Origin of the sequence: Paraburkholderia dinghuensis, assembly GCF_003837865.1 — a bacterium.
Classification (GTDB): Bacteria; Pseudomonadota; Gammaproteobacteria; order Burkholderiales; family Burkholderiaceae; genus Paraburkholderia; species Paraburkholderia dinghuensis.
Genome location: NZ_RQIS01000001.1, coordinates 411,981 through 438,396 on the forward strand (window position 1 = coordinate 411,981; position 26,416 = coordinate 438,396).

Annotated in this window: 24 protein-coding genes; 15 read left to right on the forward strand and 9 right to left on the reverse strand. The window is 65.5% G+C overall.

The window, feature by feature from the left end:
- Positions 1-609 precede the first annotated feature (609 nt).
- Positions 610-1,455: an aldo/keto reductase gene (locus D1Y85_RS01905; RefSeq protein ID WP_124149315.1), complete on the reverse strand. Its 846-nt coding sequence runs from the start codon at positions 1,453-1,455 to the stop codon at positions 610-612.
- A 235-nt stretch (positions 1,456-1,690) separates the two neighbouring features.
- Here D1Y85_RS01905 and D1Y85_RS01910 point away from each other — a divergent pair, with 235 nt between their 5' ends.
- The gene (locus D1Y85_RS01910; RefSeq protein WP_124149316.1) at positions 1,691-2,437 is read left to right on the forward strand and encodes a GntR family transcriptional regulator; all 747 of its coding nucleotides are present in this window, start codon (positions 1,691-1,693) and stop codon (positions 2,435-2,437) included.
- 125 nt (positions 2,438-2,562) lie between these two features.
- Positions 2,563-3,789: a citrate synthase family protein gene (locus tag D1Y85_RS01915; RefSeq protein WP_124149317.1), complete on the forward strand. Its 1,227-nt coding sequence runs from the start codon at positions 2,563-2,565 to the stop codon at positions 3,787-3,789.
- 40 nt (positions 3,790-3,829) lie between these two features.
- Here D1Y85_RS01915 and D1Y85_RS01920 read toward each other — a convergent pair whose 3' ends face one another.
- Positions 3,830-4,171 (reverse strand): DUF2917 domain-containing protein, encoded by a 342-nt coding sequence (locus D1Y85_RS01920; protein WP_124149318.1) that lies wholly within the window; start codon positions 4,169-4,171, stop codon positions 3,830-3,832.
- Positions 4,172-4,318: 147 nt separating this feature from the next.
- Here D1Y85_RS01920 and D1Y85_RS01925 point away from each other — a divergent pair, with 147 nt between their 5' ends.
- The 3 genes from D1Y85_RS01925 (at position 4,319) to D1Y85_RS01935 (ending at position 8,983) form a co-directional block, all read left to right on the forward strand.
- On the forward strand, positions 4,319-5,725 hold the full coding sequence (locus D1Y85_RS01925) for an aminotransferase-like domain-containing protein (RefSeq protein WP_124149319.1): 1,407 nt from the start codon (positions 4,319-4,321) through the stop codon (positions 5,723-5,725).
- 181 nt (positions 5,726-5,906) lie between these two features.
- A complete protein-coding gene (gene mdtD, locus D1Y85_RS01930; protein WP_124149320.1) occupies positions 5,907-7,352 on the forward strand; it encodes a multidrug transporter subunit MdtD in 1,446 nt (481 codons plus the stop codon).
- Between the two features lie 365 nt (positions 7,353-7,717).
- Positions 7,718-8,983: an EAL domain-containing protein gene (locus D1Y85_RS01935; RefSeq protein ID WP_124149321.1), complete on the forward strand. Its 1,266-nt coding sequence runs from the start codon at positions 7,718-7,720 to the stop codon at positions 8,981-8,983.
- Between the two features lie 22 nt (positions 8,984-9,005).
- Here the strand turns inward: D1Y85_RS01935 and D1Y85_RS01940 are convergent, their stop codons facing one another.
- The gene (locus tag D1Y85_RS01940; RefSeq protein WP_246024735.1) at positions 9,006-9,608 is read right to left on the reverse strand and encodes a TetR/AcrR family transcriptional regulator; all 603 of its coding nucleotides are present in this window, start codon (positions 9,606-9,608) and stop codon (positions 9,006-9,008) included.
- Positions 9,609-9,713: 105 nt separating this feature from the next.
- Between D1Y85_RS01940 and D1Y85_RS01945 the strand changes: the two genes are divergently transcribed.
- Positions 9,714-10,289, forward strand: a complete 576-nt coding sequence (locus tag D1Y85_RS01945) for an isochorismatase family protein (RefSeq protein ID WP_124149323.1) — start codon at positions 9,714-9,716, stop codon at positions 10,287-10,289.
- Between the two features lie 120 nt (positions 10,290-10,409).
- On the opposite strand, the gene sodB is transcribed toward D1Y85_RS01945, so the two are convergent.
- A complete protein-coding gene (gene sodB, locus D1Y85_RS01950; protein WP_124149324.1) occupies positions 10,410-10,988 on the reverse strand; it encodes a superoxide dismutase [Fe] in 579 nt (192 codons plus the stop codon).
- Positions 10,989-11,402: 414 nt separating this feature from the next.
- On the reverse strand, positions 11,403-12,782 hold the full coding sequence (gene xseA, locus D1Y85_RS01955) for an exodeoxyribonuclease VII large subunit (protein WP_124149325.1): 1,380 nt from the start codon (positions 12,780-12,782) through the stop codon (positions 11,403-11,405).
- A gap of 583 nt (positions 12,783-13,365) precedes the next feature.
- On the opposite strand from xseA, the gene lpxK reads away from it, so the two are divergent.
- The 5 genes from lpxK (at position 13,366) to D1Y85_RS01980 (ending at position 17,384) form a co-directional block, all read left to right on the forward strand.
- Positions 13,366-14,400, forward strand: a complete 1,035-nt coding sequence (gene lpxK / locus D1Y85_RS01960) for a tetraacyldisaccharide 4'-kinase (RefSeq protein ID WP_124149326.1) — start codon at positions 13,366-13,368, stop codon at positions 14,398-14,400.
- Complete coding sequence (locus D1Y85_RS01965; RefSeq protein ID WP_124149327.1) at positions 14,381-14,584, forward strand: Trm112 family protein; 204 nt, start codon at positions 14,381-14,383, stop codon at positions 14,582-14,584. The genes lpxK and D1Y85_RS01965 overlap by 20 nt, the downstream gene beginning before the upstream one ends.
- Before the next feature lie 95 nt (positions 14,585-14,679).
- Positions 14,680-15,483: a 3-deoxy-manno-octulosonate cytidylyltransferase gene (kdsB, locus tag D1Y85_RS01970; protein ID WP_124149328.1), complete on the forward strand. Its 804-nt coding sequence runs from the start codon at positions 14,680-14,682 to the stop codon at positions 15,481-15,483.
- Positions 15,484-15,766: 283 nt separating this feature from the next.
- Positions 15,767-16,429 carry an adenylate kinase gene (gene adk, locus D1Y85_RS01975; protein WP_124149329.1) on the forward strand — a complete coding sequence of 221 codons (663 nt, stop codon included), beginning with the start codon at positions 15,767-15,769 and terminating at the stop codon, positions 16,427-16,429.
- A gap of 196 nt (positions 16,430-16,625) precedes the next feature.
- A complete protein-coding gene (locus tag D1Y85_RS01980; RefSeq protein WP_124149330.1) occupies positions 16,626-17,384 on the forward strand; it encodes an SDR family NAD(P)-dependent oxidoreductase in 759 nt (252 codons plus the stop codon).
- A gap of 103 nt (positions 17,385-17,487) precedes the next feature.
- Here D1Y85_RS01980 and D1Y85_RS01985 read toward each other — a convergent pair whose 3' ends face one another.
- Positions 17,488-18,342: a SirB1 family protein gene (locus tag D1Y85_RS01985; RefSeq protein WP_246024736.1), complete on the reverse strand. Its 855-nt coding sequence runs from the start codon at positions 18,340-18,342 to the stop codon at positions 17,488-17,490.
- Positions 18,339-19,889: a murein biosynthesis integral membrane protein MurJ gene (gene murJ / locus D1Y85_RS01990; protein WP_124149331.1), complete on the reverse strand. Its 1,551-nt coding sequence runs from the start codon at positions 19,887-19,889 to the stop codon at positions 18,339-18,341. The genes D1Y85_RS01985 and murJ overlap by 4 nt, the downstream gene beginning before the upstream one ends.
- 628 nt (positions 19,890-20,517) lie before the next feature.
- Here murJ and rpsT point away from each other — a divergent pair.
- Positions 20,518-20,790: a 30S ribosomal protein S20 gene (gene rpsT, locus D1Y85_RS01995; protein WP_124149332.1), complete on the forward strand. Its 273-nt coding sequence runs from the start codon at positions 20,518-20,520 to the stop codon at positions 20,788-20,790.
- A gap of 218 nt (positions 20,791-21,008) precedes the next feature.
- Here the strand turns inward: rpsT and D1Y85_RS02000 are convergent, their stop codons facing one another.
- On the reverse strand, positions 21,009-21,356 hold the full coding sequence (locus D1Y85_RS02000; RefSeq protein WP_124149333.1) for a DUF3579 domain-containing protein: 348 nt from the start codon (positions 21,354-21,356) through the stop codon (positions 21,009-21,011).
- Positions 21,357-21,931: 575 nt separating this feature from the next.
- Here D1Y85_RS02000 and argF point away from each other — a divergent pair.
- Together argF and D1Y85_RS02010 are read left to right on the forward strand one after the other, a co-directional pair.
- Complete coding sequence (gene argF, locus D1Y85_RS02005; protein ID WP_124149334.1) at positions 21,932-22,861, forward strand: ornithine carbamoyltransferase; 930 nt, start codon at positions 21,932-21,934, stop codon at positions 22,859-22,861.
- Between the two features lie 118 nt (positions 22,862-22,979).
- Entirely contained in the window at positions 22,980-24,209 is a 1,230-nt protein-coding gene (locus D1Y85_RS02010; RefSeq protein WP_124149335.1) for an argininosuccinate synthase, read from the forward strand.
- Between the two features lie 105 nt (positions 24,210-24,314).
- On the opposite strand, the gene D1Y85_RS02015 is transcribed toward D1Y85_RS02010, so the two are convergent.
- Positions 24,315-25,121 (reverse strand): IclR family transcriptional regulator, encoded by an 807-nt coding sequence (locus D1Y85_RS02015; RefSeq protein ID WP_124149336.1) that lies wholly within the window; start codon positions 25,119-25,121, stop codon positions 24,315-24,317.
- Positions 25,122-25,220: 99 nt separating this feature from the next.
- Between D1Y85_RS02015 and D1Y85_RS02020 the strand changes: the two genes are divergently transcribed.
- On the forward strand, positions 25,221-26,411 hold the full coding sequence (locus tag D1Y85_RS02020; protein WP_124149337.1) for an acyl-CoA dehydrogenase: 1,191 nt from the start codon (positions 25,221-25,223) through the stop codon (positions 26,409-26,411).
- Positions 26,412-26,416: the final 5 nt, after the last annotated feature.

A 26,416-nucleotide genomic window follows, 5' to 3' on the forward strand; every position in this document is an offset into this window, starting at 1 on the left:
GCGCGGCGAGCGGGTCTAGCGGGTCTAGCGGGTCTAGCGGGTCTAGCGGGTCTAGCGGGTCCAGCGGGTCCAGCGGGTCCAGCGGGTCCAGCGGGTCCAGCGGGTCCAGCGGGTCCAGCGGGTCCAGCGGGTCCAGCGGCGGCAGTTCCAATGGGGGCGGTAGTTCCAGCGGCGGAGGTGGTTCAAATGGCAGCGGCTCGAATGGTGGTGGCTCCAGCGGCGACGGGTCGAGTGGCTGCGGTTGCGGAAGTGGCCACGGAGGACCGTCCGGTGGACCATCGGGAGGTTTCTCGGGCGGATTCGGTGGAGGTTTCGGTGGCGGATTCGGCAGAGGTGGACCAGCTGGCGGCCCGGGCGGCGGGTTCGGCAGCGGCCACGGTGGCGGCCATGGCGGCAACGGACATTAGCCTCGCCCGGCGCGGCGGGCGCGCCGCCCAAGCCACTCCGACCTGGCGTGACGGCCGCTCACGTCAGGCGAGGCGTCGGCGGCGGCGTTCCGGTCCCCCGGCCGGGGGCCGCCGCCGGGCTCCGGACGACGGTTTTCCATGCTGCATCTTCGCGTCGCGCGTTCGTCTTTGAATCGATCGTGCCGCGCATCGCCCTCACACGTCAGAGCATTTCGAGCGGCCGCTTTCTGCGTGGAGGTTTGAAGTGAGCGTCGAGCGCAGCGAGGTCCTCCGCGCTCAATGCGATATCGAGCGCCGCGCGGTTCTCGCGCACATGCTCGATACGCGACGCCTTCGGGATCGCGCACACGCCCGGCTGGTTGAGCACCCACGCCATCGCCACCTGATAGACCGACACACCGCGCGCGCGAGCGATGTCGTCGAGCGGCGAGTGCTTCGGCAGCCGTGCGTGATCGATCGGGCTATAGGCCATCACCGGCATGTGATGCTGTGCGCACCACGGCAGCAGGTCGAATTCGGGCCCGCGCCGCGCGACGTTGTAGAGGATCTGGTTCGTCGCGCATCCCTTGCCCCACCGCACGGCGAAGAGTTCTTCCATGTCGTCGACGTCGAAATTGCTCACGCCCCAGTGGCGGATTTTGCCCGCGCGCACGAGCGCCTCGAAGCCCGTCACCGTCTCGTCGAGCGGCACGCTCCCGCGCCAGTGCAGCAGGTAGAGATCGATCCGGTCGGTGCCGAGACGTTTCAGGCTTGCCTCGCAGGCTCTCTGCACGCCGCTCTCGCTCGCATTGTGCGGATACGCCTTGCTCACAAGAAACACATCGTCGCGCAATCCGCGCAGCGCTTCGCCGACAAGCTCTTCGGTAGCGCCGTCGCCGTACATTTCGGCGGTGTCGATGAGCGTCATGCCAAGCGCAATACCCTCGCGCAGTGCGGCAATTTCGTCGGCGCGACGCGCGGCGCGCTCGCCCATCTCCCACGTTCCCTGTCCGAGCTTCGGAATGCGCTCGCCGCCCGGCAGCGCGACATGGGGAAATCCGATCGTCATGGTGGCTGGCTCCTTATACCGCACGAAACGCGAGTACCGCGATCGACGGCAAACAACGTCGCTGAAAATCAGCGACGGTCACGAAACTGGCAGTGTATCGCCTCGTTTGTTTCAGGAGCATGCGTGCAAACGGTGTGCGAACTGCATGCAAACTGCGTGCAAGCGAGCGCCGCTCATTAGCGCTTTTGCGCGCCTGTGTCATAGAATTGCCGTTCGCCTTTCAAGCTCGCTTCCCATGAACGCACCCACGGAAGACCGCTGGCGCGACCTGCGCCCGGACCCGGAAAACGATACGCCGCTCTATCTGCAACTCGCGCGCAAGCTGAGCGGCGCAATCCACGAAAATCGCTGGAACGCAGGCGAGGCACTGCCGTCGGAGCGCGTGCTCGCCGACGCGCTCGGCGTCTCGCGCATCACCGCGCGCAAGGCGGTCGCGCTGCTCGTCGAACAGGGGTTGATCCGCCGCACGCAGGGCGCGGGCAGCTTCATCACGCCGCGCTACGAAGACCCGCTCTCGCGTCTGACGAGCTTCAGCGAGATGCTGCGCCAGCGCGGCTTCACGCCCAGTTCGCGCTGGATTTCGCGTGAGATCCAGCCCGCGAGCCGCGACGAGGTGATTCAGCTCGGCCTTTCACCGTCGGCTGCGGTGACGCGGCTCAAGCGCCTGCGGCTCGCGGACGGCATCGTGATGGCCGTCGAAAACTCGACATTCCCCGCTGCGCTGATTCCCGATCCGGATGCGATCGGCGATTCGCTGTACAGCTTCCTCGAACAGCGCGGACTCGCGATTCAGCGCGCGCTGCAGCACTTTCGCGCGGTGAACGCGAGCGAGGAAATAGCTCGGCAGATGAGCATCGCGCCGAACGAGGCGCTGCTCCTGATCACACGCGTGGGCTACACCGCCGACCAGCGCCCCATCGAACTCACCGACACTTACTGCCGCAACGACTACTACGACTTCGTCGCGGAATTGCGCAAGTGACACGCTGACGGCTCTGGCGGCTCGAACGCCTCAGGCTGCCCACGCATTTGACACGCACGGCCGATCAATCTTGATTAATATAATCAATATAGATTGATTTCTCCGGTTTCACGACACCAGCCACCATGTCCAGCTATATGACCGCGGCCGAGGCCGCCGAAGCGCTCGGGATCAGCCGCGCCACGCTCTATGCCTATGTGAGCCGCGGACTCCTCTCGTCGACGCCTGCAACCGTCGGCCGTCACAACCACTACGCCGCGGCTGACGTGCGCCGCCTCGCGCGCCGCAAGGCCGACGGCAAGCGCGCGGGCAAGGTCGCACAGAAGGTGCTGGACTGGGGTGTGCCGGTGCTCGAATCGTCGATCACGCTGATCGCCGACGGCAAGCTCTTCTACCGCGGCCACGATGCGATCGACCTCGCGCGCCACGCGTCGCTCGAAGAGGTCGCGGCGTTGCTCTGGGAATGCGCGCCGCGCCGCATCCTGGAAGCGCCGCCCGCGCCGATCACGGGCGCGCAATGGTCCGCGTGGCTCAAGATCTGGGGCGAGCACACGCCGCTCGAACGCGCGCTCGTGCTGCTGCCGGCCGCCGCCGCGCAGATGCCGCGCCTCTGGGCCCAGGGGCGCGACGCGCAGATCGATACGGGCGCGATGTTGATGCGCCTGCTCGCGGCCGCACTGATTTCGACCGCGCCGTCGAGTGAACCGCTGCACCGCCAGCTCGCCCACGCGTGGGGACTGCGCTCGCGCGCACACGCCGACTTGCTGCGCGCGGCGCTGGTACTTTGTGCGGACCACGAATTGAATGCCTCGACGTTCACGGTGCGCTGTATCACTTCTACCGGCACGCACCTGTTCGGCGCAGCGGCGGGCGGTCTCGCGGCGCTGTCAGGGCCGCGCCACGGCGGCGAAACGATGCGCGTGGCCGCATTCTTCGACGAAGCGGCGCGCGCGAGCGATCTGCACCGCTATCTCGCGGATCGCCTCGCGCCCGACGAACGCGGCGTCCCTGCGCCGCTTTCGGGTTTCGGCCATCCGCTCTATCCGAACGGCGATCCGCGTGCGCGGCTCTTGCTCGACCAGCTGGCGCAGCGCGCGCCGGCGCGCTCGACGATGAGCGAGATCGACGCACTCGCGCAAGCGGTGGCAGAAACGACGGGCGCGCGCCCGACCGTGGATTTCGCGCTCGCGGCCATCGAACGTGTGCTGGAATTGCCGCGCGGAGCGGCGTTCACGCTGTTCGCCGCGGGCCGCGTGACGGGCTGGATCGCGCACGCGTTGGAGCAGACCGCCGACGGACGCCTGATCCGGCCGCGCGCACGCTACGTGGGGGAGCCCGGCGGCGCGCTTTGAGCGCTGACCCGCCGCGCAGCACCGTCCGGGCGCCGCACGCTCAACTCGCCGAACGCGTGCGCCAACCGCCGCGCAGCGCCCAGTCGCGCAACGCGCCGGCCAGCTTCAGCGCCACGCGGCGAGCCTCGGCCGCACGCACAGACGCCGATGCCCCACCCAACGCCACGACGAAGCGAGCCCCCGAACGTCCTGCGCTGATGCGCGCCGAAGTCCGCCCGCCCAGCGTCAGTGTTTCGCCTTCGCGCAGCCAGTAGTCGCCTGCATCGCCGTCGATCGTCAGCCACAGTTCACCCTCGCTCACGCGCAGTTGCATCGGTTGCGTCAACTGCCAGGTCTGCGCAGGTTCGTCGTACTCCATTTCGAAAATGCGGATTTCGCGCATCGCAGTGCTCCTTGAACACCCTTCCCGGTTCAAGCATTATTGCTACCGGCGTCACCTGAACCCATGCACAGTTCCGAACAGTTCGCCCGGAACTGTGCAGTCAAAAAACCGGACAGTTCCCCAATTCCGGCAACTCGCGAGGCCCGCATGAAACTCGAACTCGACCGCGCGAGCAGCGTCCCGCTCACCGACCAGATCGTCGCCGGCGTGCAGGCGTGGATCGGCTCGCGCTCGGCGCATCCGGGCGCCCGGCTGCCGTCGATCCGCCAGTTCGCCGCCGACTACCACATCAGCCGATTCCCGGTGATCGAGGCTTACGACCGGCTCGTCTCGCTTGGCTTTCTCGACTCGCGGCACGGCTCGGGCTTCTATGTGAGCGAGCACGCGGGCGCGGGCATGGCCGGCATGGGCACCTGCGACCTGTCGAACGCCGCCGACGAATCCGACCTCGTGCTGAGCGCACTCAATCGCCCCGGCGAAGCCCTGCAGATCGGTAGCGGCTCGATCCCGCAGGGGTGGCGCGACATCGACGCCCTCGGCCAGGCGATCCGCTACGTTTCGCGTACCGATCCGTCGTGCCTCGTCGACTACGGCACACCGCTCGGCGACGCCACGTTGCGCGAGCATCTGCGCAACCGGCTCGCGCCGCTCGGCATCGTCGCGGACACGCAGCAGATCCTCCTCACCGAGGGCGCGAGCGAGGGCCTCGACCTCTTGATGCGCTACATGCTCAAGCCCGGCGACACGGTCTTCGTCGAAGATCCCGGCTACTACAACCTCTACGGACTGCTGAAGCTGCACGGGGTACGGCTCGTAGGCATCCGGCGCACGGCGGGCGGGCCTGACCTCGAGCATCTGCACGAGATGCTCGCGCAGCATCGGCCACGCGCATTCTTCGTCAACACGGTGTTCCACAATCCGACCGGCACGACGATCGCGCCACCCGTCGCGTTCCGCCTGCTGCAACTCGCGCGCGAGCACCGCTTCACGATCGTCGAGGACGACATCTTCGCCGACTGCCAGGGCGTCCCGACCGACCGGCTCGCCGCACTCGACCAGTTCGAGCATGTCGTGTACGTGTCGGGGCTTTCGAAGACGCTGTCGTCGTCGCTGCGGGTGGGCTACGTCGTGGCCAACGCCGCGCTCATACGCGATCTCGCGTCGGTCAAGGCGCTCACGACGATCAGCGGATCGCGCTTCACGCAGGCCGTGGCGGCGACGCTCCTCGAGCGCGGCGCGTACCGCAAGTATCTCGAACGGCTTAGACGGCGCATGTCGGAAGCGCTCGGCAGCGCCACGCGCACGCTCGAAGACCACGGCTGGGAACTGTTCGCGCGACCCGAAGGCGGCAAGTTCGTGTGGGCGCGCGTCCCGCATGTGGACGATTCGGCACGCCTCGTGGCATGCGGCGAGCCGTTGGGCGTGATGGTGTCGCCGGGCAACCACTTCCGGCCCCACGGCGAGACGAGTCCGTGGATTCGCATCAACGCGGCATTCGCGCTCGATCCGCGCGCGCAGGCCTTCTTCGCTGCGGCGGCGAAGCTCGATGTCTGAACAGCGGTCGCCTTACGACGCGGTCGCCGCGAGCGGACCGGCGACACCGCCCTCCACATCGGAATAGCCCAGGCCAACGGCACTGCCGTTAGTTGCGCCTGCACGCACCGCCGCGCGACCCCGCCGTTTTCCCTACAATGGCGGCTGCCGGCCACCCGCCTGCGCGTCCTCGTCATCGCCCATGTCCGTCCCCAGTCCGTCGCCCACGTCCAAGCCGTCTGCCCGTTCTTTGTCGGTGATGCTGTGGCTCGTCGCCATCGGCTTCTTCATGCAGACCCTCGACGCGACGATCGTCAACACAGCACTGCCCGCCATGGCGGCGAGCCTCGGCGAGCGGGCGCTCGCCATGCAGTCGGTCGTAATCGCCTATTCGCTGACGATGGCCGTGATGATCCCGGTCTCCGGCTGGCTCGCCGACAAGCTCGGCACACGCCGGGTTTTCTTCGGCGCGATTCTCGTGTTCACGATCGGGTCGCTCCTCTGCGCAAGCGCACACACGCTCGACGAACTGGTGCTCTCGCGCATTGCGCAGGGCGTGGGCGGCGCGATGCTGCTGCCAGTCGGCCGGCTCGCCGTGCTGCGCACGTTTCCCGCCGAACGCTATCTGCCCGCGCTATCGTTTGTCGCGATACCGGGGCTGATCGGCCCGCTGATCGGCCCGACGCTCGGCGGCTGGCTCGTGCAGATCGCCTCGTGGCACTGGATCTTTCTGATCAACGTGCCGGTGGGCATCGTCGGCTGTGTCGCGACATTCATCTTCATGCCCGACAGCCGCAACCCCGACACGCCCCGCTTCGATCTGCCCGGCTACCTGCTGCTCGTCATCGGCATGGTGACGCTCACGTTCGCACTCGATGGCCGCACCGAACTCGGCATCCAGCACGCCGCCGTGCTCGTGCTGCTGATCCTCTCGCTCGCCGCATTCGTCGCCTACGGCCTGCACGCGGTGCGCACGCCGCGCCCGATCTTCTCGCTCGACCTCTTCAAGATCGACACGTTCAGCGTGGGTCTGCTCGGCAACCTGTTCGCGCGGATCGGCAGCGGAGCGATGCCGTATCTGATTCCGCTCCTGCTGCAAGTGGCGCTCGGGTACACGCCGTTCCAGGCGGGCCTCATGATGCTGCCGACGGCTGCCGCCGGCATGTTCTCGAAGCGGCTCGTCACGCGCCTCATCTTGCGCTACGGCTACCGGCGCGTGCTCGTCACGAACACGGTGCTCGTCGGCATGACGATGGCGAGCTTCGCGTTCTCCACGCCCGGCGAGCCGTTATGGCTGCGCCTCGTGCAACTGGCGATCTTCGGCGGCGTGAACTCGATGCAGTTCACCGCCATGAACACGCTCACACTCAAGGATCTCGGCACCGGCGGCGCGAGCAGCGGCAACAGCCTGTTCTCGCTCGTGCAGATGCTCTCGATGAGCCTCGGCGTGACCGTCGCGGGCGCGCTGCTCACCACGTTTGCCGGGTTCATCGGCCATCACGTCACGGGTTCGGCCGTGATTCCCGCCTTCCACGCGACGTTCGTCTGCGTGGGGATCATCACGGCGGCCTCGTCGTGGATCTTCGCCCAGCTTGCCTCCGATCTGCACCGCACCGCGAAGCGAACCGATCCGTCCGAACGGACTTAGCGGCGCGGCGACGCGACAGCGCGGGCACCGCGCCCGATCGCGACGCCAACGCGCGCTCCCATCTCGCCAGATCGCCCCGCGCTTCACCCAACCATCGGCACCCCATGGCACCGAGGCAGTGCATGCCGCGACCGCGCGGTGCGAGCGTAGTCGCCTTTCGCACTGGATGCACAAGGCGCGGCCACCCGAGCGCAATGTGGATATCGCGCGGCATCCCCGGCAGCGCCCCGTATCTGCGGCGTCAGCGCGTCCCGGCCCCTGCCCTCGTGCGGTGACTCGCATACTTTTTGCTGGGCTATCCTTATCCTATAAACTTGATGCTGCGGCGCGGTGTGCGCCGCGCTCCCCCCATCGAAACGACCGGCATGATCGACCTCGAACCCCCAGGTTTCCAGTCGCGCCCCATCGCGGGCGTTGAAGGCGCCCGACGCACCGTGCTGTACGGCGGTTACACCGTCTTCAGCGTGTTCCAGCCGGTGTTCTCGGTCGCGCACCGTCGCGCAATCGGCTACCACGCGTCGCTGCGTGCCCACGACGAGCACGGCCAGCAAGTGCCGTCGCAGGAGGTGTTCTCGCAGGCGGCGCGACGCGGCGATCTGCTGGAACTCGGCCGACTTGCCGAATCGCTGCACCTCGGCAACTTCAACGCGTTCGATTCGCATGACGAGTGGCTCTTCCTGAGCCTGCACCCCGCCGCACTCATGGACACGAGCTACGGCGACGCCCTGCTTGCCGGCATCAAGGCGCTCGGGATGCAGCCGCAGCGCGTGGTGCTCGAAGTGTCGGAGCAGGCGGGCGGCGAAAATCTGCGATTCGCGGAGATCATCGACGGACTGCGCAAAAGCGGCTTCGTCATCGCGCTGGACGGCTTCGGCGCGAAGCACTCGAACATCGACCGCGTGTGGCAAGTGCGTCCCGACATCGTCACGCTCGACCGCAGCCTGCTCGCGCAGGCGAGCCGCCACGCGCACATCGAGCGCGTGCTGCCGGGACTCGTTTCGATGCTGCACGAATCCGGTCAACTCGTGCTGGTGGGCGGCCTCGCGACCGAACGCGACGCGCTCATTGCGCTCGAGAGCAATGCCGATTTCGTGCAGGGTACGTACTTCGCGGGGCCCGGCATCGAGCCGGTGCCGCCCGCCAGGGCGGCGAAGCTGATGGACGATCTTTCGGCGCGCCTGCGCGATTGCGTGAATGCGCGCGAGGTCTCGCAGGCGGCGCGGCTCGCGCCGTACGTGAGCGCAATCGAAACGGCGGCGGCGAAACTGGCCGTTGGTGCGTCCATGGCCGATGCGACGTTGCCGCTGCTGGGCCTGAAAGAGACGGCGCGCTGCTTCCTGCTCGACGTGTCCGGACGCCAGATCGGCGACAACGTGCTGCCCGAAGTGCGTGCGACGCAGCGCGCGAAGCGCTTCCGCCCGCTCCTGCATTCGGAGGGCGCGAGTTGGGAGCGCCGGCCCTATTTCATCGGCGCAATACGCACGCCGGGCCAGGTTCACCTCACACCGCCCTATCTGTCGATCAACGAGGCGCACCTGTGCGTGACCGCGTCGATCGCCGCGCAGACGCCGCACGGCCTGCAGGTGCTTTGCGTCGATATCAACTGGGAAGTGACCGCTCAGCGCGGCTGACGCGCCCACACTGTCCGCAATCTCACGCGAGCCGCACGGCAAGCCATGTCGAGAGCACGCCCTTGTACTCGGCGACGAGCAGCTTGCGCTCTTTGGGCTTCGCCGCCGCGTACAGCGGGTTGAGGCTCTTGATGACTTGCAGCATCACTTCCGCGATGCGAAAGGCCTCGTCGGCAGCGAGCGCTGCGTTGTAGCGCCTGAAGAGCGCGGCGAAGCGCTCACGCAACCGGTTGCGCGCGGCGGCGTCGCGATGGAATCCGAGCGGCACAGAAAGCAGCGGCAAATAGGCCGGAAAGTCGGCCATCAAGTCGACCATCAGATCGAACAGGCGCTCCACCAGTTCCGCAAACGGCAATTCGACGACTGTGCCGTCTGTGCCGTTTGCCTCGCTCGCTTCGATCATCGCGCTCCAGCGCGCATCCATCTCGTCGCCATAGCGCTTGCGCAGCGCGAACGCGAGCGCATCCTTGTTCGGAAAGTACTGATACGCCGCGCCGATCGACACGCCGGCCTGCTGCGCGATCTGCGTCATCGTCGCGCCGTCGAAGCCGCGTTCGGCAATGGCGTCGCCCGCCGCGAGGAGCAGCGCCTCGACCGTGCGCGCCGCACGTTCCTGACGCGGCACGCGCCGCGATGCTGCACAATCCCCTCGTGCGCCTGCGCCCATATCTGAAAGCCCCCTCACATTCCTGTATCATTATGTGAGTCCATCCTCACATACTGGTGACTCATGACGCAAGCCCTTTCCCTCGATCCGCGCAAAACGGCGCTCGTGATGATCGATCTGCAACATGGCATCGTGGGCCGCTCGCTCGCGCCGCACAGCGGCGCCGACGTCGTCGCACGCGCGAAACAACTGGCCGACACGATGCGCGCGAAAGGCGCCGCGATCGTGTGGGTACGCGTGCTGCTCAACGAACTGCGCCGGGCTCCGGCCGATATATCCACGCACGCGCCCGACGCGCCACCTGCCCCGGCGGAGGCGTCGGAACTCGTGCCCGGGACCGGCGCGCAGGCGGACGATGTGATCGTCTCGAAGCGCCAGTGGGGCGCGTTCTACGGCACCGACCTCGAACAGCAACTGCGCCGTCGCGGCATCGAGACAATCGTGCTGGGCGGCATCGCGACGAACTTCGGCGTCGAATCGACGGCGCGCGCCGCCTTCGACCAAGGCTTTAACCTCGTGTTCGTCGAGGACGCCACGTCGGGCCTGAATGGCGAAATGCACAGCTTCAACTTCGAGAAGCTGTTCCCGTACATGGGCCACGTCCGTTCGACACAGCAAGTGATCGACGCGCTGGCATAAACGCCAACGCGCGTAAAAAAAGCCCTCGACTTTGAAAATCGAGGGCTTTTTTGTCTGTGCCGCGCGTTGCGGCACGCGTCACAGCACACTACGCGGCACTGTCGTGCGGAGCGCTTGCGCTTAAGCGAAGTTCTTCGCAGCGAAGTCCCAGTTCACGATGTTCCAGAACGCTTCGACGAACTTCGGACGCGCGTTGCGGTAGTCGATGTAGTAAGCGTGTTCCCAAACGTCGATCGTGATCAGCGGCTTTGCGTCGGTCGTGAGCGGCGTGGCGGCGTTGCTGGTCGACACGATATCGAGCGAGCCGTCCGCCTTCTTCACGAGCCACGTCCAGCCCGAGCCGAAGTTACCGACTGCGGCCTTCGAGAACGCTTCCTTGAACGCGTCGAACGAGCCCCACTTCGCGTTGATCGCGTCGCCGAGCGCACCGGCCGGCGCGCCGCCACCTTGCGGCGACAGGCTGTTCCAGAAGAACGTGTGATTCCAGATCTGGGCTGCGTTGTTGAACACGCCGCCCGACGACTTCTTGATGATCTCTTCGAGCGAGAGCTTTTCGAACTCGGTGCCCGGAACGAGGTTGTTCAGGTTCGTGACGTAAGCCTGATGGTGCTTGCCGTAGTGGAACTCGAGCGTTTCTTCCGACATGTGCGGAACGAGAGCGTTCTTCGCGAACGGCAGCGGCGGGAGCGTAAATGACATGGTTCTGTTCCTTCGTCGTGTTATGGGGAGTTAGTTCTGCGTGATAACCGGCATGGAGCATTCGATTGTAGGCGAGTTGGAATAACCCCGCAAACTGGCGGACTTTATGCCGGATGTCCGCTGTGCAAGGGTTCCGGGCAGAATCCGGAGCGCTTGCGCGCAGCAGGTACCCCAGGTTGGTCAGCACTGCACGGTAACGCCTGTTGCACGCTTCGACGCTCGCGCAGCGATGTTTCAGCAACATGACCGATGCCGTGAAAGCCGCGTGCGCACCACGGCATCCAATCGACGAATCGACGCGCGAACGCCGTGCCCGGTCCAGCATATCCGCGCAGCACTTCCCCTGCAAAAGACCTTCAACAGCTTGCAACAGCGCTGCAATGCGGACTGCAATGCGCCTTTGCCGCGAATGCGTCAGAAACCCTCGGCGAGGCGGGGCTGTACGTCGGAAAGCGCGATGTCGGCGCTGCCCTGCGCGAGATGCACGGTGAGTCGCTTGCCGGGTTTCAGCGTCGAAGGCGATCGGACGGCCGCACCGCTTTGCGCATCCAGCAGCGCAGCATAGCCGCGCTCGAACGTGCGCTGCGGACTGAGCACTTCGAGCCGCGCCATCAGTCCCGAGACCCGTGCCGCCTCGCGTTCGCGCTGCCGGGCGAACGCCGCGTCGAGCCGGCGGCCGAGCGCCTCGAGCCTGGCGGACTGTGCCGCCGTATCGGGGCGCGTGCGTTGCCAGCGCATCTGCAGAACATTGAAGCGGGCGCGAGCGTCGGCCGTCGAGCGCGAGGACGCCGACGCAAGCCGGATCGCCAGTTGCCGCAAATGCGTGCTCTGCTGCGCAAGCCGCTGCGCGGGCGAAACGAGGCGCCGCGCGAGCCAGTCGAGTTGCTGCGCACGCCGCTCCATCTGCCGGACGAAGCCACGCGCAAGCGCCGCGTGGCGCTGATCGAGTTCGCGCAACAGCGTCGCGTGCTGCGGACTCACGAGTTCGGCGGCGCCCGTGGGCGTCGGCGCACGCATGTCGGCGGCAAAATCGGCGATGGTGAAATCGGTTTCATGCCCCACGCCACTGACCACTGGAATCGCGCTCGCTGCGATCGCGCGCGCGAGCGTCTCGTCGTTGAACGACCAGAGATCCTCGATCGATCCGCCGCCACGACACAGCACCAGCACGTCCACCTCAGCACGCGCGTTGGCCGTCTCGAGCATCGCCGTGAGCTTCTCCGCCGACCCCGCCCCCTGCACGGGCGCCGGATAGACGATCACGCGCACATGCGGCGCACGGCGGCACAGCGTCGTGAGCACGTCGCGCAGCGCAGCGGCCTGCATCGATGTAACGACGCCGATGCCGCGAGGATGCGTCGGCAGTGGGCGCTTGCGCGCGGGATCGAAGAGCCCTTCCGCCTCCAGTTGCGCCTTCAGCCGCAGAAACGCTTCGTACAGCCGCCCCTGCCCGGTGCGCCGGACAGCCTCGACGTTCAGTTGAAGTTCGCCGCGCGGCTCGTACATCGTGACGAGCGCGCGCACCTCGATACGATCGCCCTCGCGCGGGGTGAATTCGGCGTACTGAGCGCGGCCGCGGAACATCACGCAGCGGATCTGCGCGGCGGCGTCCTTGATCGAGAAGTACCAGTGGCCGCTCGCGGCTCGCGTGAAGTTCGACACCTCCCCCGAGATCCACGCGAGCGGGAACGAACGTTCGAGCATCGACGCAATCGCGCGGTTGAGCGACGACACCGGTACGACGACATCGCCGCCGGAAGCGGAGGGGGAAGCGGAAAATCGATCGGAATTCATGCAGAGCGTGTGTAAAACCAGGCCGGACAGACGATAGACCGATCGGCGTGGCGGCGTCCAGCACAAACTGCTCGTTCAGGCAAGCGCAGCGAAGTGTCCACATCGTCTGAGTCAGTTGACGGGACGGGGGGTGAAGCCCTCGAAACGTCGAGAATTCATTGCATATTATTGATTTTATTGATATTTTTTTATGCAGACTTACTATTCCCACCGATGGAATGCAGCGCGAATGCGGCTTCCAGCCTTCCGGGCGGGCATTTACCCACAAAGTTATCCACAGGCAATCGCGCACCTGATCTCGCGCGAGGCAAGCAGCACAAACCGGCCAGGTGGCTTGCCGCGCGGCTGGCACACGCGTTAGAGTGCCAGGTTCACGTTGGCCGGTGACCTCGCAGCGGCTGCTGGCGAGACCTGACGGCAGCGTATCTGCGAAATTGCTGCCGTATTTGCGCGCCGCCCCTGCCCGTCCTGCCCGCTCACGAATCCACGATCCGGAGAACCGCCCGATGCCAGCCCTGCCCGTCCTGCTTGCAGGCGCGACGCCCGCACAAGGCGTCTCGCGCACGCACCGGTCCACGCGCCGATGAGCGGCCTCGCTTCGCGCATCGAAAGCCGGCTCGCGCACGAGTGGCAGCGGCGCGGCCCGCTCGCCTGGGCGCTCACGCCGATCGCAGCCGTATTCGCCGCCGTGAGCGCCGCGCGCCGCGCCGCATACTCGCGCGGCTGGCTCAAGACGGTGCGCGTGAGCGTGCCGGTCGTCGTCGTCGGGAACGTAACCGTGGGCGGCACCGGCAAGACACCCACGGTGATCGCGCTAGTCGAAGGGCTGCGCGCTGCCGGCTTCACGCCGGGCGTCGTTTCGCGCGGCTATGGCGCGAAGGTCGAACGGCCCACGCCGGTCACGTCGGCCACACCCGCGCGCCTCGCCGGCGACGAACCGCTGCTCATCGCCCGCCGCACCGGCGCGCCCGTGTGGGTTTCGCCCGATCGCGTCGCCGCCGCCCAGGCGCTGTGCGCGGCGCACAGCGACGTCGACGTAATCGTCAGCGATGACGGACTCCAGCACTACCGCCTTGTGCGCGACGTCGAGCTCGTGGTCTTCGATCACCGGCTTGGCGGCAATGGATTCCTGCTGCCCGCCGGGCCGCTGCGCGAACCGCTCTCGCGCCGCCGCGACGCCACGCTGATCAACAATCCGTTCGAGCGCCGGCTGCCGCCCTGGCCCAATACGTTCGCATTGAAGCTCGAACCCGGCGACGCCTGGCATCTGGCCAATCCCGGCCTGCGCCGTCCGCTCGCGCAGTTCGCAACCGAGCCTGGCCAGCGTGAGCAACGCCTCGTGGCGGCAGCCGGCATCGGCTCGCCGGAACGCTTTTTCGCGACGCTGCGTGGCGCCGGACTCGCGCCCCAAACGCTGCCGCTGCCCGATCACTACGCATTCACGACGAGCCCGTTCGCCGACATCAAAGCCGACGCGATCCTGGTCACGGAGAAGGATGCAGTAAAATTGGGGACCCTGAACGACGCGCGCATCTGGGTCGTCCCCGTGGAAGCCGCGCTCGATCACCGCCTTATTACCCTGGTTGTGGAGAAACTCCGTGGACGCCCGTCTGCTTGAAATCCTGGTCTGCCCGATCTGCAAGGGCCCGCTCAGCTATGACCGCGCCGCGCAGGAGCTGATCTGTCACGCCGACAAGCTCGCCTACCCGATCCGCGACGGCATCCCCGTAATGCTCGTGGACGAGGCGCGACAGACCGTCGAAGGTACGCCGGTCGATCCGGCTGGCCCCAGCGCCGCCTGAGTGCCGGCGGCCTGTGCCGCGGCGGGCGCCCGGGTGCGCCACGTCGTGGCGCACCCGCGCAGCGCTTTCGTTTTTCGCCTTCCCCCGAACTGGTCATGACCGCACCTGTGCAACCCTTCATCGCCGTGGTTCCGGCGCGTCTCGCGTCCACGCGGCTGCCGAACAAACCGCTCGCCGACATCGGCGGCAAGCCGATGGTGGTTCGCGTTGCCGAGCGTGCACGTGCCTCGGGCGCACAACAGGTGCTGATCGCCTCCGACGCACAGAGCGTGCTCGATGCCGCGCGCGAACACGGCTTCGAGGCGGTGCTCACGCGCGCCGACCATCCGTCCGGCACCGATCGCCTCGCCGAAGTCGCGGCGAAGTACGGCTTTAGCGACGACACGATCGTCGTCAACGTGCAGGGCGACGAACCACTGATCGATCCGTTGCTCGTGTGCGACGTTGCGTCGCACCTTGCTGCGCACCCCGAATGCGCGATCGCGACGGCCGCGCATCCGATCACGGCACCGGAAGAAATCTTCAGCCCAAACGTGGTGAAGGTCGTCCTTGACGCGCGCGGCGTGGCGCTCTACTTTTCGCGCGCGCCGATTCCGTGGGCACGCGACGCATGGCTGCCGCACTGGTCGCCGGCGCGCCTCGATCTGGCTGCGATGCCGGCACCGCCCGCTCCCGCGACCGTTTATCGTCACATCGGGCTGTACGCGTATCGCGCGAAATTCCTGCGCAGCTATCCGTCGCTCGAACAGTCGCCAATTGAAGCGGTCGAGGCCCTCGAACAACTGCGCGCGATGTGGCATGGCGAGCGCATCGCCGTGCTGGTGACGGCAACGGCGCCCGCGCCGGGCGTCGACACGCCGGCGGATCTGGCACGCGTTCAGGCGCTATTCCGTCCTTAATTCCGGCCGTGGTCCCAAAATCCCATGGCATAATCAATTGATTGCGCGAGCCGTCTAGAGCCTTTGTGCGTCGGGGTTCTCCCCACTTTTCGCCGATTTCGCCCTGCTGCGCCAACCGCGACCAAAGCCGCGGATGCTGCTGCGCGGGGCGTGTTGTCACCGCGACGGCCCGGCCGTCAGCGGTGTTCCAGGCGAACGGGAAAGAAGACGCACGACGCCACCGATGGTGCCCACACGGGGCACGCCGCGCCGCAAAAATTCACACAGATTGGAGATTGAGCACATGCGTTTGATCCTGTTGGGCGCACCCGGCGCTGGCAAGGGAACCCAGGCAAACTTCATCAAGGAGAAGTTCGGCATTCCGCAAATCTCGACCGGCGACATGCTTCGCGCGGCCGTGAAGGCGGGCACGCCGCTCGGCATCGAAGCCAAGCGCTTCATGGACGCGGGCGAGCTCGTGACCGACGAGCTGATCATCAATCTCGTGAAGGAACGCCTGAAGGAACCGGACTGCAAGAACGGCTACCTGTTCGACGGCTTCCCGCGCACGCTGCCGCAAGCGGAAGCCATGAAACAGGCCGGTGTCGCAATCGACTACGTGCTGGAAATCGACGTGCCGTTCGACGAGATCATCACGCGCATGAGCGGCCGCCGCACTCACCCGGCATCGGGCCGCACCTACCACGTCAAGTTCAATCCGCCGAAAGAGGCGATGAAGGACGACGTGACGGGCGAGCCGCTCGTCCAGCGCGAGGACGACAAGGAAGAGACCGTGCGCAGGCGCCTCGACGTCTATGACGCACAGACGCGCCCGCTCGTCGACTACTACGGCGACTGGGCGAAGCGCGGTGAAGAGAATGGCCTGAAGGCGCCGCAGTACCGCGCGATCTCGGGTCTCGGCACCGTCGACGAAATCCGCTCGCGCGTGTTCGACGCACTCAAGTAAGCCGCTATCTCACGCCGGTCAGCCGGGGAAAACCGGCCTCGCCGGCTTCCCCGGATAAGCTTTAGCCGGCCTTGCTCGGATCTTGCTGGTTTGCCTGCGGGCCGGCCGGCGTCGCGCCACAAGCGCGATGCCGGGCGGCCCGTTTTCCGTGCATGCCGCCCGCACGACGACCATAACGAATGGATGGAGGAGAAACATGCAGATCCGTGACAACGTATTCCTCATCACCGGCGGCGCGTCGGGCCTCGGTGCGGCGACCGCACGCCTCGTCGCGGCCGAAGGCGGCAAGCCCGTCATCGCCGACCTGAATGAAGAAGCCGGTCAGGCGCTCGCGAAGGAACTGGGCGGCGTGTTCGTGAAGTGCAATGTCGCGAGCGAGGACGATGGCGCGCAAGCTGTTGCGGCAGCGACGGCACTCGGCACCCTGCGCGGTCTCGTCAACTGCGCGGGTATCGCACCGGCCGTGAAGACCATCGGCAAGGACGGCCCGCATCCGCTCGCCGTATTCGCAAAGACCATCTCGGTCAACCTGATCGGCACGTTCAACATGATCCGCCTCGCGGCCGCCGCGATCGCCCAAAGCGCGCCCGCGGACGGCGGTGAGCGCGGCGTCATCGTCAATACGGCGTCGGTTGCGGCCTACGACGGCCAGATCGGCCAGGCGGCCTATGCGGCGTCGAAGGGCGGCGTCGTCGGCATGACACTGCCGATCGCGCGCGATCTCTCGAGAAGCGGGATCCGCGTGATGACGATTGCGCCCGGTATCTTCGAAACGCCGATGCTGCTCGGCATGCCCCAGGAAGTGCAGGACGCCCTCGGTGCGATGGTGCCGTTCCCGTCGCGCCTCGGCAAACCCGCCGAGTATGCGATGCTCGTGAAGCAGATCGTCGAGAATCCGATGCTCAACGGCGAGGTGATCCGGCTCGACGGCGCGATCCGCATGCAGCCGAAGTGACGGCACGGTATGCCGCCGCGCCGCGGTGGCCGTCGTCCATGTAAAAAGCCCGCGACACGTCGCGGGTTTTTTTCACTAGCGCAATGCGATGCGCAACGTCGCGTCACCCCTGCTCGTTGTCGAGCGTTCGCTGACGCAACTCCTGCAATTGCGATTCGACGACTTCGGCGTCGTCCGCGTCGGGGCGCTCGTCGAGGTACTGTTCGAGATCTTCGAGCGCCGGGCGCAGGTAGTCCAGCCGCGCATAGGCGAAGCCGCGGTCGCGCACTTCCTCGACGCTGTACGGCAAAAGAATCACGAGCCGCTGCTGGATGGCGAGCAGGCGCTGCCAGCGCTCCGTCTGCACGTAGATCGACTTCAGGTTGCGCAGCATGCGTGCGACGATCTCGCGGCGCGTCGCCGGTTCGAGCAGCATGCGCAGCGCCCGCGCGACCGAATCGCCCGCCTTCGCCACATAAGGCTCGAGCATCTCGACCATGTCCGATTCGGAAAGCGTGCGGCCCGTTGTGGGGTCGAGCATCGCGTCGCCGTCGGGCAGCGTCGCGCGCAGCAGAAAATGTCCCGGAAACGCTACGCCCTGCACCGGCAGACCGAGTTGCCCGGCGAGCTCCAGGTAGAGCACCGCAAGCGAAATCGGAATGCCGCGCCGGCGCTTGAGCACCGCGTTCAGATAGCTGTTGTCGGGGTCGTAGTAGTCGTTGAGGTTCGCGGCGAAGCCGAACTCGCGGAAGAAGCAATGCGTCAGGATCGCGATCCGCTCGCGCACGTCCGCACCCTCGGGAACGCGACGGCGCACGCGCAGGGCCAGTTCGTCGATTTCGGCGAGCGTAGCTTGGAGATCGAGGTCGGGGTATGCGTCCTGCGCGATCGCGAGGGCAGCTTCCGTCAGAGGCAGGCTGTCGTCCTCGGCAACGAGGGTGCTGAAATAGTCGAGCACCCGCGTGGTAATCGTGTTCACTTCGCTCGCCTCTTGAAGTACGCGTATTTGAAACCCATGAGCCAGAGCATACCGAAATATAGCGCCGCGAACAGCACGAGGCAGGCGCCGAGCAGCGCAATGCGCGCGAGTGGCTGGTGACGCAGGCCGATCCAGTCGTAGTTGAGCGAGCACCAGTGCATCGCGCCCGCCAGCACGAGGCATGCCCCGAACAGCTGCACGAAGAACATCGCCCAACCCGACGACGGCATATAAATTCCGCGTCGACGCAGGCCGATGAATAGCAGCAGCGCGTTCATGCACGCGCCGAGCCCGACCGAAAGGGTAAGACCCGCGTGCGAGAAAATCGGCACGAAGATGTAGTTGCTGACTTGGGTGGCGACGAGCACGGCCCCACCGATCTTCACAGGCGTTTTGATGTCCTGGCGCGCGTAGAATCCGGGCGCGAGGATCTTGATGAGAATGAGGCCGACTAGCCCGACGCCGTAAGCGGCAAGCGCGCGCCCCACCATCACGACCGAGTTCGCATCGAACTTGCCGTAGTGGAAAAGCGTCGCGGTAAGCGGCTCGGCGAAGAAAAAGAGCGCGATCGCCGAGGGCGCTGCCAGCAGAAACGTCACGCGCAGACCCCAGTCGAGCAGCGCCGAGTATTCGTGCGTATCGGCATCGACGTGAGCCTTCGAGAGGCTCGGCAGCAGGATGGTACCGAGCGCGACGCCGAGCAGCGCGGTCGGAAACTCCATGAGCCGGTCGGCGAAGTTGATCCACGAAACGGCACCCGCGCCGAGGCGCGATGCGATGTTGGTATTGATGATGAGGCTGATCTGCGCGACGGAGACGGCGAACATCGCGGGCACCATCTTCGCGAGCACGCGCTTCACGCCGCGGTGCGCGAGCGCCTTGACCGGATTCCAGCCGATGCGCGGTGTCATGTCGATGCGCTTGAGGCCCGGCAGTTGCACGAGGAACTGAAGCACGCCGCCAACGATCACGGCCCACGCGAGCGCATACACGGGTTGCTTCATGTGCGGCGCGAAGGCCACGGCCGCGACGATGAACGCGACGTTGAGCAGGACCGGTGCGAACGCCGGCAACGAGAACTGCCGGTACGTATTCAGCACGCCGGACGCGAGCGACGTCAGCGAGATGAACACGATGTAAGGGAACATGATGCGCGTCATCACGACGGCGAGCGGGAACGCCTCGCCGTGGCCCTTCAGGCCCGACGCGACCACCGTCACGACGAACGATGCCCCGATGATACCGAGCACTGAAAGAACGGCGAGCGCCCAGGCAAGCACCGTTGACATCGCATCGACGAGATCACGCGTCGCGTCGTGGCCTTTCTGGTTCTTGAACTCAGCAAGGATCGGTACGAAGGCCTGCGAAAATGCGCCTTCGGCCGAAATCCGGCGCAACAGGTTCGGGATGCGGAACGCGACGTAGAAGGCGTCCGTAAACTGGCTCGCGCCGAACGCACGCGCGATCAGCGTTTCACGGGCCAGTCCGGTCACGCGCGACAGCAGCGTGAAGCCGCTGACGGTCAGCAAGGCTCGGAATAGATTCATGGGGCGCTTATTATACGGGTGGTGCGTGACCCACCGTTGCTTCGGATCGGTAACAGTTTGTCGGCCGAATCGGCAATTCTGACCAGGCCTGACCACGCGCATGGGACGGCGTTTGATCGCCAGCAGTCCCAAGGTCAATTAGATCGTGCCCCGTTTTTCTTACCGAAGTGGCCGACGGGGACACGCTTACATGTGCTGCGCGCAATGCACCGGGCGTTTTCGTTTGCCCATTCGTGCTACCCGTCTGTCGTCCATGCCTCACCTGACCGGTTCGGGTTGCCACCTCCCTGATTTCGTTGCTATAATCGCGAGTTTCGAAGCTCACTTCGCCTTTGAAGGCAACGCGGTATCGAATAAACGCCTTCGGGTGTGGTCCCATCCTCATGTAGTCTCATGGACGGGCGCCCTCATCCGCAAAGTCGCCGCAAAGGCAGCCGTTGTGCCCACGGACTACCGCAAGGTACACAAGGCACACCCGGCAGGCACGTCCGGCAAACCCGGTCGAACACGTTTTGCGCTTCCGGACAGAACGCTTTCCGGGAGCTCGGATCAAGGCAAGCAGCGCCGCCCAAGTTGACAGATCGTCAGCGGGCAGGCTCTAGAAACAGGATCAGGATAAGGAACCGTAATGGCTAACTCCGCACAAGCACGCAAGCGCGCCCGTCAGGCCGCGAAGGCAAACTCGCACAACTCGGCGCTGCGCTCGAAGTTCCGCACCGCCATCAAGGCTGTTCGCAAGGCCATCGACGCCGGCGACAAGGCTGCGGCCGCTGAAATCTTCAAGGCCTCGGCAAAGACGCTCGACATCATCGCCGACAAGAAGATCGTTCACAAGAACAAAGCCGCTCGCCAGAAGAGCCGCCTCTCTGCCGCCCTCAAGGCGATGCAGGCCGCGCAGTAAATCCCGGCTGGCCCGCTTCGGCGGGCTGCCTCCTGTTTCCGCTGCGCCTCATGAGAACCCGCTTCGGCGGGTTTTTTTGTTGCTGCTCGTGGTTGCGTGTTGTTCGGTTGCGTGTTGTTTGCTTGTTGTTGCGCGCGAAACCGTCCGGCGCAGACGCAAAAAAACCCGCCGTAGCGGGTCATTCTGGCAGGCCAGGGGTGCAGTGACGCGCTACGCGCTCAACCGCCACTCCCCTTGCGCGCCGCATGGTCGGGCGGGAGTTCGCATGCCTCGGTCACGACAAGGTCGTTGTCCTTCGCGAAGTTCAGTACGAAATTGAACGCCATCGGCTCCACTTCCTTGAGGCGGGAGTCGAGCACCACGCATTTGAGATCGCCGATCATCGTCGGCCTGACATACAGCGAGTAACGCAGGTAGGCGTTCGGCCCGCGCGCATTCATCGCAGCCTTGGGTCCGAAATTCGCCATCACGCCCGCCAGGCGCTCGGACCAGTCGCTGGGACGAAATTTCTTCCCGCTCGTGGTGATGCCTTGAATGAAGTATTCGGTTGGGGCTTCGTCGGCCATGTACTGTACCTGTGTGACTGCACGCTGCACTGCAGCACGAAACGGCGGCACACTTGCGCGGTCGTTGCCATCTCGTGCGTTACCCCGGCGGGACACGGGTTGCCGGCCACTGGCCTTGCGACCTCGCGTGCGATTACAGTCCGATGGACAGGGAGCGGCCGCCTGCACACGAGGACTCGCGCAGCACCGCAAATCGCGATAATCGGGTTTGCAGCGCACTGCCAGCCATAGTACGAGCCGCTGTCGCGAGCCGCCTTTTATATCCGCCGGGCTCGCTGTCGTGCCTGAAAGAAAACTCGTCGATTATAGCGTACCTGGGGTTATTCCGCACTGCACACAGGGCATACCGGACAAGGCGGACAAACCCCGGACGGACCCCGGATGCGCCCCGAGCGCGCCGTCGCCCCAGCGCGATCCATGCTCTTCCCTTGCGTGGCGAGAGCGTCGCCCGCCCTTCGGGCGACTCGTCAAAATGCGCAAAATCCTTTATGCTGCATTGACTTACCACCAACCGCAGCGGCGTCGCCGGCCTGATCCTGCAGTTCTGAGGCCGGATCCGGCGCCGTTTTCGTTTCATGACCTCCCGCACCATACGCCATTACCTGCAGTTCAAGGATTTCTCTCTTGACGAATATGAATATGTGCTCGAGCGTGCCCGCATCCTCAAGCGCAAATTCAAGAACTACGAGACGTACCATCCGCTGCACGACCGCACGCTCGCGATGATCTTCGAGAAGAACTCGACGCGCACGCGCTTGTCGTTCGAAGCCGGCATCTTCCAGCTCGGCGGGCACGCGGTATTCATGAGCACCCGCGACACGCAACTCGGCCGCGGCGAGCCCATCGAGGACGCGGCGCAGGTCATCTCGCGCATGGTCGACATCATCATGATCCGGACGTTCGGTCAGGACATCCTCACGCGTTTCGCGGAGAATTCGCGCGTACCGGTCATCAATGGCCTGACGAACGAGTATCACCCCTGCCAGGTGCTGGCCGACATCTTCACGTACTACGAGCACCGCGGGCCGATCCGCGGGAAGACCGTCGCCTGGATCGGCGACGCGAACAACATGCTCTACACGTGGATCGAGGCAGCGCAAATTCTCGACTTCAAATTGCGCGTCTCCACGCCGCAGGGCTATCAGATCGATCCGGCGCTCGTCGCGCCTGGGAGCCAGCCGTTCTTCCAGGTTTTCGACGATCCGGACGAGGCCTGCGACGGCGCCGACCTCGTCACGACGGACGTCTGGACCAGCATGGGCTTCGAAGCCGAGAACGAAGCCCGCAAGAAGGCGTTCGCCGACTGGTGCGTGGACGCCGAGATGATGGCGCGCGGCAAGCCCGATGCGCTCTTCATGCACTGCCTGCCCGCGCACCGCGGCGAGGAAGTGACCGCAGAAGTGATCGACGGGCCGCAGAGCGTGGTCTGGGACGAGGCGGAAAACCGCTTGCACGTTCAGAAAGCGCTGATGGAATTCCTGCTGCTCGGCCGCCTGAACCACTGATCCGACGCGCGGCACGCCGCCGCGAAAACGCGGCGTGTCGCCCGTTTGGTGTCAAAATATTGTTTTTCGCGCGTCGGGGCCGCTCGCGCGCACCGATTTCACCCGTTACGGATTCACCATGAGCGATATTAAAAAAGTCGTGCTCGCCTACTCCGGCGGCCTCGACACCTCCGTCATCCTGAAGTGGCTGCAGGACAACTACGACGCTGAAGTCGTCACCTTCACCGCCGACATCGGCCAGGGTGAAGAACTCGAACCGGCCCGCAAGAAAGCGGAACTGCTCGGCATCAAGCCGGAAAACATCTTCATCGACGACCTGCGCGAAGAATTCGTCCGCGATTTCGTGTTCCCGATGTTCCGCGCCAACGCGCTGTACGAAGGCGAATACCTGCTCGGCACGTCGATCGCACGTCCGCTGATCGCCAAGCGCCAGATCGAAATCGCCCGCCAGACCGGCGCGCAGGCCGTCTCGCACGGCGCGACCGGCAAGGGCAACGACCAGGTGCGCTTCGAACTCGGCTACTACGCACTCGAGCCGGGCATCAAGGTGATCGCCCCGTGGCGCGAGTGGGATCTGCTGTCGCGCGAAAAACTGCTCGCCTACGCTGAAGCGGCCGGCATTCCGATCGACATGAAGCACCGCCAGGGCGGCGCGCCGTACTCGATGGACGCGAACCTGCTGCATATCTCGTTCGAAGGTCGCCACCTCGAAGACCCGAAGGCGGAAGCCGAGGAAGAGATGTGGCGCTGGACTGTGTCGCCGGAAAAGGCGCCGGATGCGCCCGAGTACATCGATATCGAGTACGAGCACGGCGACCCGGTCGCGATCAACGGCAAGCGCGTCACGCCGGCTGAGGCGCTGACCGAACTGAACCGCCTCGGCAGCAAGCACGGCATCGGCCGTCTCGATCTGGTCGAGAACCGCTACGTCGGCATGAAGTCGCGCGGCTGCTATGAAACGCCGGGCGGAACCATCATGCTCAAGGCACACCGCGGCATCGAATCGATCACGCTCGACCGCGAAGTCGCCCACCTGAAGGACGACCTGCTCGCCCGCTACGCCGCGCTGATTTACAACGGCTACTGGTGGAGCCCGGAGCGCCGTGCAATCCAGGTGCTGATCGACCACACGCAGCAGAACGTCAACGGCTGGGTGCGCGTGAAACTGTACAAGGGCAGCGTCTCGGTCGTCTCGCGCGACTCGAAGGACACGCTGTTCGACAAGACCATCGCGACCTTCGACGACGACGGCGGCGCCTACAACCAGGCCGACGCCGGCGGCTTCATCAAGCTCAACGCACTGCGTATGCGTATTGCCGAAAACGCGCGCCGTCAGCGCGGAAAGTAAGCGACATTCCGCACGCAAGCTGCAAAAAAGCCGGGGCGCGCAATAGCGTCCCGGCTTTTTTTTCGCGTTACCACTGCCGCAACATCCAGGCTACACGCAGGCCGGTCAGACTGTCTCCCCCAACCGCCGCGCGAGCGCCTTGAGCAGCGGCGCGACGCGCTGGCGAAACAGGTCCGGCCCCATCGACGACGCCGGCCCACTGCAGCTCAACACAAGCCAGCGGCGCTCGCGCGGCTCGCGAAACGGCACCGCTACCGCGTTGACGTCGTCGTGCCAGTCGCGAAACGAATAGCAACAGCCCTCTTTCCCGAACGTCTCGATCTCGCGCCTCGTGGCCGCTACCAGCGCCGGGCCGTCTTCCCCCGCCGCCTTTTCCAGTTCGGCCATCAGCGCCGTCCGGGTATCCAGCGGCAGGACCGCAAGGTATGCGCGCCCCATCGAGCTCGTGAGCATCGAAAGCCTTGAGCCCGATGCAAGACCGAGCGTAAGCGCCGTCTCGCTGCGGATCGTTTCCAGATAGACCATGTCGAGCCCGTCGCGGCAGCCGAGCGACACCGCCGCCCCCACCTCGCGCGCGAACGCTCGCAGATGCGGACGCGCGAGTTCGAGAATATCGGTCCCGGACAGCATCGTGAAACCGATCGAGAGCACGCCTGCATCGAGCGCGTACTTACCGAGCGATTCATCGAAGCGCAGATAACCGAGCACCGTCAGCGTGTAGGCGAGCCGGTTCACGGTCGCCTTTGGCAGGCCGGTGCGCTCGACGAAATCGCGGTTACCGAGCAGCGTCTCGCCGGGGCGGAACGCGCGCAGTAGTTCCAGGCCACGCGCGAGCGCGACCACGAACTTGCGCTCGTCGATCGCACCATCGGGCTGCGGCGCAGCATATAAGGGCAATCCAGATACAGACATAGGCGGGTGAGTGGTACACTGGAGTCAACTTGCAAAACATTGTTCCGCATAGCGGAACTTCCGTCAAGTACCAGATTTGCCATTCCGAGGAGAGACGCCATGGCCCAACACGCCCAGTTCCATTGGGAAGATCCGCTGCTGCTCGACCAGCAGCTCACCGAAGACGAACGCATGGTGCGCGACGCCGCCGCCGCCTATTCGCAGGACAAGCTCGCACCGCGTGTGCTGGAAGCATTCCGTCACGAGAAGACCGATGCGTCGATCTTCCGCGAAATGGGCGAAGTGGGCCTGCTCGGCCCGACGATTCCCGAGCAGTACGGCGGCCCGGGCCTCAACTACGTGAGCTACGGCCTGATCGCACGCGAAGTCGAGCGCGTGGACTCGGGCTATCGCTCGATGATGTCCGTGCAGTCGTCGCTCGTGATGGTGCCGATCTACGAATTCGGTTCGGAAGCGCAGAAGCAGAAGTACCTGCCGAAGCTCGCGAGCGGCGAGTGGATCGGCTGCTTCGGCCTCACCGAGCCGAACCACGGCTCCGACCCGGGCAGCATGGTCACGCGCGCGAAGAAGGTGAACGGCGGCTTCTCGCTCTCGGGCTCGAAGATGTGGATCACGAATTCGCCGATCGCCGATGTGTTTGTCGTCTGGGCCAAACTCGAAGAGGACGGCAAGGACGATATCCGCGGTTTCATTCTCGAGAAGGGCTGGAAGGGTCTGTCGGCGCCGGCGATCCACGGCAAGGTGGGTCTGCGTGCGTCGATCACCGGCGAAATCGTGCTCGACGAAGTGTTCGTCCCGGAAGAGAACATCATGCCGGGCGTGAAGGGCCTGCGCGGTCCGTTCACGTGCCTGAACTCGGCGCGCTACGGCATCGCCTGGGGTGCACTCGGTGCGGCTGAGTCCTGCTGGCACACCGCGCGCCAGTACGTGCTGGACCGCAAGCAGTTCGGCCGTCCGCTCGCCGCGAACCAGTTGATCCAGAAAAAGCTCGCCGACATGCAGACGGAAATCACGCTCGCCCTGCAAGGGTGCCTGCGCCTTGGCCGTATGAAGGACGAAGGCACGGCCGCCGTCGAGATCACGTCGATCATGAAGCGCAACTCGTGCGGCAAGTCACTCGACATCGCCCGTCTCGCACGTGACATGCTGGGTGGCAACGGTATCTCCGATGAATTCGGCGTCGCGCGTCACCTCGTGAACCTCGAAGTCGTCAACACCTACGAGGGTACGCACGACATCCACGCGCTGATCCTCGGCCGCGCGCAGACGGGCATTCAGGCGTTCTTCTGATCACC